Genomic DNA, 5,861 nt, shown 5'->3' on the forward strand with positions numbered 1-5,861 from the left:
TGCTCACGCCCGCCTGGATATCGTCGATTGGATCGAGGGCTATTACAATCGGCAACGCCTGCATACCTCGATCGACTACCTCACGCCTGTCGACTACGAGGCCAGCTTGATTGCCGCATGAATTACTGTACGTGAAAACGAGGCAGGGTCACCGGGGCCTTGCTGCAGACATTGATCCACCAGCGCTACAAGCTGCGTCGTAGTGTCGTCGTCACCTCCAATCGGATCGTGCAGGATTGGGGCGCTTACGTCGGCGACAACACGATGAGTACCACGATCTTCGACAGGCTCATGCATCACTGCCATCTGCTCGAGTTCGACGGCCGCAGCTATCGGCTCACGGAGGCCGCCGAAACGCTTGCGCGCAAAACAAAAGCGAGCTAAAAAACCAAATCGGTCCTGCTTCCCGGGTGGGGGAGTTTACGCGACCACAAGTGGGGGAGTTTCAACTGACCGTCCGGGCCGAAAGCTTTCTTCATCCCCATTCTATTCGCCGACTTCTGCGACAACCTGACAATACCGCATTTATGAAACCGTCTCTTACCAATCCTCGAATTCCTTGGGGCTACCATTCGACAGTAAAACATCCTGCATCCATTTCGTCATCTGAAACTGGAGGTTGCTGGTTCCAATCAGAGTAGCCAGCAGGGGGGCGCGTAATGGATCATCCGGTTCGATCTGGGCAAGAATGTACTGCAGAATGGCGGTTTGATCGCTCAAGGTGACGAAGGCGCTCTCGCCGCTTTCCGGATCAACGAATTCGCGTAGTAGTCTGCTGACGGCGTCGGCATAATCCTTGGGACTATCGCCTGACGGCAACTGCCTCAGCGCGTAGAGAAAAGCGTGGGCACGCGGATCGCCGTTGAAATCCTGCCGCACAGGTATCCTCGCCGGAACTTGTTCAGTCAGGCGTTGCTGCAGTGGTATGACCGTGTCATCCCCCACGGAGGGGGAGACTCGCGCGGCGACGGGGAGGATAGGGATCATTCTGAGCTCCTGTCTGAGATGTCGAAAACCTGTTGCTCCCACTGAGCGATCCACTCGCGCAGTGCCTGGTCGGAAATATTGCGGCAGTCTTTAGGCAATTCATCCAGGCATTGCTGTAATTGGCGGCTTGCCGCCTCTACATATAATTCCGGCGCAAACTCGGCCAGCTGATCGCCGCAGCGCATGACGCAGCGCGGCTCAGCGTGGTAGTCCAACTGGATCGAGCCTGGCCATTGTTCGGCGAGCAAGGCCATGAGTCTGGTTTGGTGCGCGCGGGCGCTCTTGGGCAAGGTCAGTTGCAGCGTGGCGTCGGCGCGCTCCTGGCCGCGCAGCCATTCGTCTAACAGCAATAGCAGCGTGTCCGGATGATCGACTGCGGAGGCTAGCATGGCACGCGCGTGCTCAACCAGCCGTTCTCTCCAGTGCCATGCCATGGCCTGACTGGCGGCCAGGTAGGCGGCCACGTGCTGCAATGCATCCAGAAGTCCTTGCTGATATCCGGCTTGGTATCCATGCTGCCGCAGGGTTTCAGCCTGCTGTTCGGCATCGCGCAGCAGGCGCTGGGCATTTCGGCGGGCTTGCTGTTCCACCCTTTCGGCGCGGCTGGCGCCCTGGAGCGCGGAGCGGCGCAGTAGCGTCCCGTCAATGATGTGTTGCAGGTGGGGTGTGGGGATGTCTCTGGGCATACTGAAGGGCCAGGGTCAGAATCGTGGGATCGGCGCCTGGCTCCGTCGGTGCGGCGTCGACGTGTGGCGAGAACAGCAGCGGAAACCTTTGCGCCAATGGCACCGGCAGCCGTTCTCGCCAGCAACGGAGCCGGGCGTAGCCTGCTCGCAACAGCTCGTCATGGCAGGGCGGCTGCTGTTTCGAGGCGGCATCCGTCGGCAGATCGATGGTGGCGAATGCGCGCGCCCATTGCGGCAAGCTCAGCATTGCTCCGCGCCAAGCCAGCTGTGAGCGCCGCGCGTGGCAGCCAATCAGGTAGGCGGCCTGGGGCAGTCGCATCCAATGGCGCAGCAACTGCCTTGCCATTGCATCCAATTCTGCATCGGTGCAGTCGTTTCTCAATTGGTAGGCGGCTAGCAACAGTTCATTGGCCGCGGCGCGAGCCGCAGGCTGCCCGGTAAAGGACACCGGCAAGCTCAGCCGACGCGGGTGCAGGTACGACAAAGGGTCGAACAGCACGCGCCGCAAGCCTGGGGAGCATGACAACTTATCCATCGCGGCTCCTCGCGGGAGCCGAGGCTGCCGACGACGCGGTTTCCGCATTGCGGCGCTGCCATAGCCAGCCGGCGGCGCCGAGCAGGGCGAGCAGCACGGCGCTGGCAATCAGCCAGACCAGCCCAACTCTGCGTTCGGAGAGCGGCGTGCTGGGCGCTTGCTGTTGCGCCTCGCCGCGCCGGGACAGCACTACCGAAATATTGCCATAATCAACGTCGGCGAAACTGTTTTTCAGGAAGCGCGTGATGTCGGTGACTTTTTGCTCCGGCTCAATATCGCGATCATATACGGCCAGCGCCGACAGATGGACGGGCTTGGCGGCGCGCCCTCCCTCTCCGGAATCCAGGTCGTAGCTGATATGCACGCGCGCGGACAACACGCCGTCCATGGTTTGCAGCGATTGTTCCAGCCGCTGTTCGATGGCGGAGTACAACCGCGCTTTTTCCGCCCGCGGCGACGATACCAGGGAGTCGGCCGGAAACATCTGCGCTACTTCCATGCGGGGACGCGAAGGCAAATCATAGGTCTTCAGCCAGTCGACCGCCGCGGCGAAATTGGCCGGCGCCACGGAGATGCTGTAACCGGCTTTGCCACGGTCGTTTTTTCCCGCCTCGATATTATGGCGCTGCAGCACGGCGATCACTTCATTGGCTTGCTGCTGGTCCAGCCCCTTGAGCAAGTCCTGTTGCTGGCAGGCTGCCAGCAACAGAATCAACGGCATGGCGTAAAGACGGCGACGCATCATGAACGCATCAGGCTTTCTACCGCGCTCACGGCCTTGCGGGTCAGGGTGCTGATGGTGGACACCTCGAGATTGTAGTTCGAGGTTCGCAGCTGCAGCTGGAATAGTTCGGCCGGATCGGTTACCGCACTGGGTTGCTCCAGACGCTGCATGATGGCGTCTTTTTCCACGCCGGCGCTGACGGCGGACTGGGAGAAGGCCTGGATCAGCCTGTCATCCAGAGACACGATGTCGTTATCCTGGGCGGGCAGCTCGCGGATCCGGCTGACCAGCGCCTCGACCGGTTGGATCGAGCGGTTCTGCATGTGAAGCTCCTGTGCGCGCCGCGATGCGGCGCAGTGTCGTTAACGGAAGTTCTGGATGATGGCCGCGTCGATGTCCTTGAACACCTTGACGGTGTTGGATTGCGCGTTGCGGTACAGGTTGTATTCCGACAGCTTGCTTTGGTACAGAGCCAGTTTTTGCGGATCGGAGGGAGACGTGGCCAAATCAGCCAGAGCCTCATCCACCTGTCGTTGCAAGTCTTGTACGCCCGTATCGAATGTTTTGGAAATATTGTCCAGATAGCCAGTATTCCAAGTCATGATTGTTTTCCTTCGTGAGAGTTACAGGGGTTTGGGGAAGTACCAGTGACCCGGACTCATCTTGACATAGCCCTGGTCGCCGTAGCGGAAGGAGCGGCCCCTGAGCCAGTCGTCCTTCAATTCGATGGCGAACTGCACATAGCGTCCACCCCATTGCCGGTAGTAGTCGTCGACGAAGCGGCGCGCGCGCAGTAGTTCGCCATCGTCGAGTGCGCCCTGGATCACGAAGGTGACGCCATCGGCGTGGTCGCTGCGGGTGTACGGCAGCGCTTGGCGCTTCAACCCGGCCTCGGCTTGATGGGCGGCAGTGGCGTCGTCCAGTCCTATGATATCCACCCGCTCGGCATACGGCATGATCGCTGTCAGGCTGCGGGCCAGCTGCTGGCGCGCGCCGTCGCTCATCGCGGCGCGCTGGTGGCTGACCCATAGTTGCGGGCGGCGCATATTGTCCAATTGCAGCCGGTAATAGGCCAGATTGGGGTAGTGGTCGGCCAGCCAGCTGGCCACGCGCTCGTTTTCCCGGGGCGGATTGATGACCTGTGCAGGACGATTGTAGTCGCCACGCGCGATCACCTGGCGGGCCCAGGCGCTGTCTCGCTCATTCGCTGCCGCGACATAGAACACGTCGTCACGGCCGGGCAATACCTGAAAGCGCTGGCTGTCGCGTCCAAGCAGGGCATTCAGCTCGGAAGCCTGCCGTTGCGGGCTGTTCAACAGCCAGTAGCCGCCTCCCGCCAGCAGAATCAGCGCGAGGGAAGCCAGTGCGATCGCGACCCATGGATGGCGGCGGGCCGGGATGGGGGCGGCTGTGAGCTCGCTGCCCGGGTAGCCCAGCACCTCTGGCGACCATGGCAGATGTTCCCGGCGCAGCGCCAACGCCAATGCGCCAACGCGCAACGGCTGGTTGAAGGCTGCGGGACGTTCTTCCGACGCGCTATCGCTCAGTTCGCGCAGGATGACGAGATCGGTTTCATCGATCAGCAATTCGAAATTGACGCCGCCTTCCTCTAGCGGAACATGCAGCGTGTCGGCGGGCAACTCCGGCAATTGATCCGGCGCGGCCAGTTCAGCGCTTGAGCCGACCAGGAATAGCGTGCGGCCTGAAGGCAGCAGGAATTCGCAGCCGCGTAACGCACTATTGAGCAATCGGATGACGATGCGATTCTCGATGGAGAGTGTTGTGTCTTCAGCGGCCACGGTGTTTATGGATATGTGCGCATTGCACTGACTGCCTTACTCTACGTACAAGCCGCCCCACCTTCCTGATGGAAAGCCGATGAATTCTCGGGGCTCTGTCGCAATAAAGGAGTGAAGGCGAGCGAACGCGCGATCGCGGAGTGTGACGAGAAGGCGGGGCGATAGTGACCCTGCCACGATGGAGGCGGCCACGCTCGTTCGGAGGACGTGTCAGGAAGGTATTGTCAGGGGTTCTGTCGCGATAAGGAAGTCAAGGCGCATCGATTATAGAATGTATAGGAATCCTTATGTATCCAGCGTGTAGAATTGCTCGGCGGCCGTCTGGTTCTTGCGAATTGCTTTCATTTGCCCTTTGGCAATCATGCGCATCACTTCGATACCACCGAGCAGGATGCAAGCGCAGTGAAAATCCTTGAAGCCCATCATCGGCCGGGTTCGGCGCTTGATGGCGCGGTGATCCTGCTCGACGATATTGTTCAGATATTTTTGCTGACGAATCTTGATCGGCTGCTCACGGGTGGCGTTGATGTCCTTGAGCGCCGCCAGGTTCGCCCCGCTTTTGTCGATCGTCACGGTCTCGGGCGCACCGTTCTGCGCGATCGATTTTTCGAAATACCGACGGGCGGCAGCCTTGTCCCGGCGAGCCCGCAGCAGGAAATCGATGGTGTTGCCCGCCTTGTCGACGGCCCGATAGATGTATTTCCAGGCGCCGTTGACCTTGATCATCCGCCAGCTTTTTCCGACCGGCCGCTTGCGCTGCCGGAACGCCTTTTCCGGCACCGGAAGGCGCTTGATGGCCCATCGATGTACCGTCGAGTGATCGACCGACACGCCCCGTTCGGCCATCATTTCCTCGAGGTAGCGCAGGCTCAGGGGGTACGCAACATACCAGCGCACGCACAGTAGAATCACGTCGAACGGGTAATGCAGTCGCTGGAACACCCGCTTCAGGATCGCATTCATGCCGTGCTGAATCGCTCACTTCACCTACATTTCGATCACGCAAGCTTACCAGACCGTCTTAGTACTACAGCCGTAGATTTTTTTTCTATAGTTGATTAGCATTACTACATGAGTCTAAGCCGATGCGGGCAATTGCGAAATCGTGGGAACGTGAGCTATACGCATTG

At 60.0% G+C, this 5,861-nt stretch carries 9 protein-coding genes and 1 pseudogene; 2 read left to right on the top strand and 8 right to left on the bottom strand.

The window, feature by feature from the left end; translation table 11 throughout:
- Both KVT39_RS35980 and KVT39_RS35985 read left to right on the top strand, forming a co-directional pair.
- Nucleotides 1-121, top strand: a 121-nt coding sequence (locus KVT39_RS35980) for an IS3 family transposase (RefSeq protein WP_217591377.1), incomplete at its 5' end; no start/stop codon positions are given.
- Nucleotides 122-159: 38 nt separating this feature from the next.
- Nucleotides 160-384, top strand: a pseudogene (locus KVT39_RS35985) (ATP-binding protein); the annotation flags it as partial.
- 156 nt (nt 385-540) lie between these two features.
- Here KVT39_RS35985 and KVT39_RS35990 read toward each other — a convergent pair.
- From KVT39_RS35990 to KVT39_RS36025, 8 genes are all read right to left on the bottom strand, one after another.
- Nucleotides 541-987 (bottom strand): hypothetical protein, encoded by a 447-nt coding sequence (locus tag KVT39_RS35990; RefSeq protein WP_217591370.1) that lies wholly within the window; start codon nt 985-987, stop codon nt 541-543.
- Nucleotides 984-1,673 carry a hypothetical protein gene (locus KVT39_RS35995; protein ID WP_217591371.1) on the bottom strand — a complete coding sequence of 230 codons (690 nt, stop codon included), beginning with the start codon at nt 1,671-1,673 and terminating at the stop codon, nt 984-986. The genes KVT39_RS35990 and KVT39_RS35995 overlap by 4 nt, the downstream gene beginning before the upstream one ends.
- Nucleotides 1,630-2,208: a type III secretion apparatus protein OrgA/MxiK gene (locus KVT39_RS36000; protein WP_217591372.1), complete on the bottom strand. Its 579-nt coding sequence runs from the start codon at nt 2,206-2,208 to the stop codon at nt 1,630-1,632. The genes KVT39_RS35995 and KVT39_RS36000 overlap by 44 nt, the downstream gene beginning before the upstream one ends.
- Nucleotides 2,201-2,953, bottom strand: a complete 753-nt coding sequence (locus KVT39_RS36005; protein WP_217591373.1) for an EscJ/YscJ/HrcJ family type III secretion inner membrane ring protein — start codon at nt 2,951-2,953, stop codon at nt 2,201-2,203. The genes KVT39_RS36000 and KVT39_RS36005 overlap by 8 nt, the downstream gene beginning before the upstream one ends.
- Entirely contained in the window at nt 2,950-3,255 is a 306-nt protein-coding gene (sctI, locus tag KVT39_RS36010; protein ID WP_217591374.1) for a type III secretion system inner rod subunit SctI, read from the bottom strand. Before sctI ends, KVT39_RS36005 begins: the two co-directional genes overlap by 4 nt.
- 39 nt (nt 3,256-3,294) lie before the next feature.
- Entirely contained in the window at nt 3,295-3,534 is a 240-nt protein-coding gene (locus KVT39_RS36015; protein WP_254640784.1) for a type III secretion system needle complex protein, read from the bottom strand.
- A 21-nt stretch (nt 3,535-3,555) separates the two neighbouring features.
- Nucleotides 3,556-4,731 carry a PrgH/EprH family type III secretion inner membrane ring protein gene (locus KVT39_RS36020; RefSeq protein WP_217591375.1) on the bottom strand — a complete coding sequence of 392 codons (1,176 nt, stop codon included), beginning with the start codon at nt 4,729-4,731 and terminating at the stop codon, nt 3,556-3,558.
- Between the two features lie 285 nt (nt 4,732-5,016).
- On the bottom strand, nt 5,017-5,694 hold the full coding sequence (locus KVT39_RS36025; RefSeq protein WP_217591376.1) for an IS6 family transposase: 678 nt from the start codon (nt 5,692-5,694) through the stop codon (nt 5,017-5,019).
- Nucleotides 5,695-5,861: the final 167 nt, after the last annotated feature.

This window comes from Burkholderia sp. GbtcB21, from assembly GCF_019091065.1.
Classification (GTDB): Bacteria; Pseudomonadota; Gammaproteobacteria; order Burkholderiales; family Burkholderiaceae; genus Burkholderia; species Burkholderia pyrrocinia_C.

Excerpts from the sequence above, each read along its gene's own strand:
- KVT39_RS35990 (WP_217591370.1), bottom strand. The coding sequence starts at position 987 with ATGATCCCTATCCTCCCCGTCGCCGCGCGAGTCTCCCCCTCCGTGGGG.
- KVT39_RS35995 (WP_217591371.1), bottom strand. The coding sequence starts at position 1,673 with ATGCCCAGAGACATCCCCACACCCCACCTGCAACACATCATTGACGGG.
- KVT39_RS36000 (WP_217591372.1), bottom strand. The coding sequence starts at position 2,208 with ATGGATAAGTTGTCATGCTCCCCAGGCTTGCGGCGCGTGCTGTTCGAC.
- KVT39_RS36005 (WP_217591373.1), bottom strand. The coding sequence starts at position 2,953 with ATGATGCGTCGCCGTCTTTACGCCATGCCGTTGATTCTGTTGCTGGCA.
- sctI (WP_217591374.1), bottom strand. The coding sequence starts at position 3,255 with ATGCAGAACCGCTCGATCCAACCGGTCGAGGCGCTGGTCAGCCGGATC.
- KVT39_RS36015 (WP_254640784.1), bottom strand. The coding sequence starts at position 3,534 with ATGACTTGGAATACTGGCTATCTGGACAATATTTCCAAAACATTCGAT.
- KVT39_RS36025 (WP_217591376.1), bottom strand. The coding sequence starts at position 5,694 with ATGAATGCGATCCTGAAGCGGGTGTTCCAGCGACTGCATTACCCGTTC.